Raw genomic sequence first — 3,215 nt, forward strand, 5'->3', positions numbered from 1 at the left:
AACCATGTCAACCATCTCGGGACCGGGGCGGATAGATTCGGGTCATGCCCGCCGTCGACGAGCAGACGCCTCAGGCTCCCCGCCACTGGGAGGCCGACGTGCTGCTCCGCGACGGCCGGACCGCGCACCTGCGGCCGATCCGGCCGGACGACGCCGATCAGCTGGTCGACTTCTACACCCGGGTGTCCGACGAGTCGAAGTACTACCGGTTCTTCTCGCCGATGCCGACCCTCTCGGCGAAGGAGGTCGAGCGCTTCACCGCGGTCGACTTCCACGACCGGGTGGTGCTGATCGTCGAGCTGGGCGGCCAGATGATCGCCATCGGCCAGTACGACCTCGTCAAGGACAGCGAGGCGGAGGTGGCGTTCCTCGTGGAGGACAAGCACCAGGGACGCGGGATCGGGCAGCTGCTGCTCGAGCACCTCGCGCAGGCGGGCCGCGAGCGCGGGGTGGAGCGGTTCGTGGCCGAGGTGCTCCCCGACAACCAGAAGATGATCCACACGTTCCGGGACGCCGGCTACCGGCTGCGCAGCGAGTACGAGGACGGCGTGATGGCGCTCGAGTTCCCGATCGACCCGACGGACACGTCGGTCGGGGTCATGGTCGCGCGCGAGCACCGGGCGGAGGCAGCGTCGATCGAGCGGTTCCTGCACCCGCGCTCCGTCGCGGTGGTCGGCGCGAGCAGGCGACAGGACACGATCGGCCGCGCCCTCGTCCGCAACCTCGTCATCGGCAACTTCACCGGGCGCGTGTACGCCGTGAACCCGTCGACCGACGCGGTGTCCGGCATGCCGGCGTACGCCTCGGTGAACGACATCCCCGGCGACGTCGACGTCGCCGTGGTGGCGGTCCCTGCCGAGGCGGTGCAGGACGTGGTGCTCGACTGCGCGGCCAAGGGGGTCCACGGCCTGATCGTGATCTCCTCCGGCTTCGCCGAGACCGGTGAGGAGGGCCGTCGGCGGCAGCGCCGGCTCGTGGGCCTGGCCCGCTCCTACGGGCTGCGCCTGATCGGCCCCAACGCGCTCGGCGTCATCAACACCGACAAGGCCATCTCGCTCAACGCCTCGCTCTCGTCGCTGATGCCGCCGGGCGGTCGGGCGGGGTTCTTCTGCCAGTCCGGCGCCCTCGGCTCCGCGATCCTCGAGAAGGTCAACAACCGCGGCCTGGGTCTGTCGACGTTCGTCAGCGCCGGCAACCGGGCCGACGTGTCCGGCAACGACCTGCTGCAGTACTGGGAGGAGGACGACGCGACCGAGGTGGTGCTGCTCTACCTCGAGTCGATCGGCAACCCGCGCAAGTTCTCGCGGATCGCTCGCAAGGTCTCGCTGCGGAAGCCGATCATCGCCGTGCGCTCCGGCCGGACGACCCAGGGCGTGCCGATGGGGCACGCGGTCAGGAAGATCTCGGCGCCGCAGCAGGCGGTCGACGCGATGTTCCGGCAGGCGGGCGTGATCCAGGTCAACACGCTCGACGAGATGTTCGACGTCGCCCAGCTGCTCGCCCACCAGCCACTGCCGCGCGGACGTCGGGTCGCGGTGGTCGGCAACTCCGACGCGCTCGGGCTGCTGGCCGCGGACGCCGCGGCGGCGGTCGGCCTGGTCGTCAACAAGTCGGTCGCACTCGGAGCCGACGCGGGCGCCGACGACTTCGAGGACGCCCTCGACGCGGCGATCGACGATCCCGAGGTCGACGCGGTGGTGGCCGTCTACATCCCACCGCTCAACGTCTCCGGTGAGGACGTCGCGAACGTGCTCGCCGCGGTAGGGGAGCAGTCCGACAAGCCGCTGGTCTCCTCGTTCCTCGGCGCCGAGGGGGTGCCGGAGCTGCTGCGGGTCCCCGACGTCGCGGGTCGCTCCGCCGGCCGCGGCTCCGTTCCGTCGTACCCCGCTGTGGAGGCGGCGGTGCGCGCCCTCGCGCGGGTCGTCGAGTACGCAGTGTGGCTGCGCACGCCGGACGGCGCCGCGCTCGATCCGTCCGACCTCGACATCGCCGGCGCCCGGACGCTCGTCAACGGCGCGCTGCGCGAGCACCCGGACGGGATCGACCTCGACGAGAAGCAGACGGCGCGGCTGCTCGCGGCGTACGGCATCGAGCTCTGGGCCGAGCGTCCCGTCGCCGACCTCCGAGCCGCGCAGAAGGCGGGTCGCGAGCTGGGGTGGGACGTGGTGCTCAAGGCGACCGCCAGCCACCTCCGGGAGCGCCCGGACCTCGCACACGTGTGGCGCAACATCGACTCCTCCGCCGAGATGCGTGACGCGTGGGAGTCGCTGCACGCCCTCATCACGAGCACGGACGACGCCGGGTTCGTGGTCCAGAAGAACGCGCCGCCCGGGGTCCCGGTCGCGATCAGCAGCCTCGAGGACCCGCTCTTCGGGCCGGTCGTGTCGTTCGGGATCGCAGGCATGGCGATCGAGCTGCTCCAGGACCGGTCGTACCGGATCCCACCGATCGGGGAGCACGACGCGGCCGCGATGGTGCGTGAGGTGAAGTCCTCTCCGCTGCTCTTCGGGTACCGCGGCTCCGAGGTGGTCGACGTCGGGCTGGTCGAGCAGCTGATCCTGCGAGTCGCCCAGCTGCAGCACGACCTGCCGCAGGTGAGCGCACTCGAGCTGCCCCTGGTGCTGGCTGGTGCGGAGGGGGTCTCCGTCCTGCGCGCCACGGTTCGGGTCGACCCGGTCGCCGACTCCCGGTCCGACTGGTTCGCCCGCCGCCTCCCCACCCCGGCAGGAGACACCGACCCCGGTTGACCGTGGTCACGCTCGTCAGGGGCGCGTGAAAGACTGCCGCTCATGCGCACCCGCAGCCACGACGGCGACACCGCGGCCGACCTCAGGCGCGCGATCGAGCGGACCGGCTACTACCCCGAGGTCGTGGCCGACGGCGTGGCCGCCGCGGTGGCCGGGGAGGCCGTCGTCTCGTACTACGTGCACCACGAGCCGACATTCGACCGCGACGAGGTGCGCCGCCACCTGACCGTGGTCGTGCTGACCCCGAGCCGGCTGATCCTGGCCCACACCGACGAGCACGAAGGCGACGACCTGCTGCCCGAGCCCTATACCTCGACTTCTACCGAAGCGATCGCGCTCTCGTCGATCCGGTCGGTCGTGGTGACCCGGATGGTCACGAACCCCACCGCGGGGGCCGGTCGCCCTGCGGAAGCGGTCGTCACGCTGGGCTGGGGAGGCGCGGGCCGGCTCGACCTGGAACCGGCCGGC

2 protein-coding genes are annotated in these 3,215 nt (G+C 71.6%); both read left to right on the forward strand.

Features of this window, described 5'->3' with window-relative positions:
- The first annotated feature begins 44 nt into the window (after positions 1–44).
- Positions 45–2,747: a GNAT family N-acetyltransferase gene (locus VFZ39_RS02730; protein ID WP_330864191.1), complete on the forward strand. Its 2,703-nt coding sequence runs from the start codon at positions 45–47 to the stop codon at positions 2,745–2,747.
- 42 nt (positions 2,748–2,789) lie between these two features.
- Positions 2,790–3,215 (forward strand): DUF5998 family protein (locus VFZ39_RS02735; protein WP_330864192.1); only part of this gene is annotated, 426 nt, incomplete at its 3' end.

It is taken from the genome of Nocardioides sp. (genome assembly GCF_036374615.1).
Lineage (GTDB): Bacteria > Actinomycetota > Actinomycetes > Propionibacteriales > Nocardioidaceae > Nocardioides.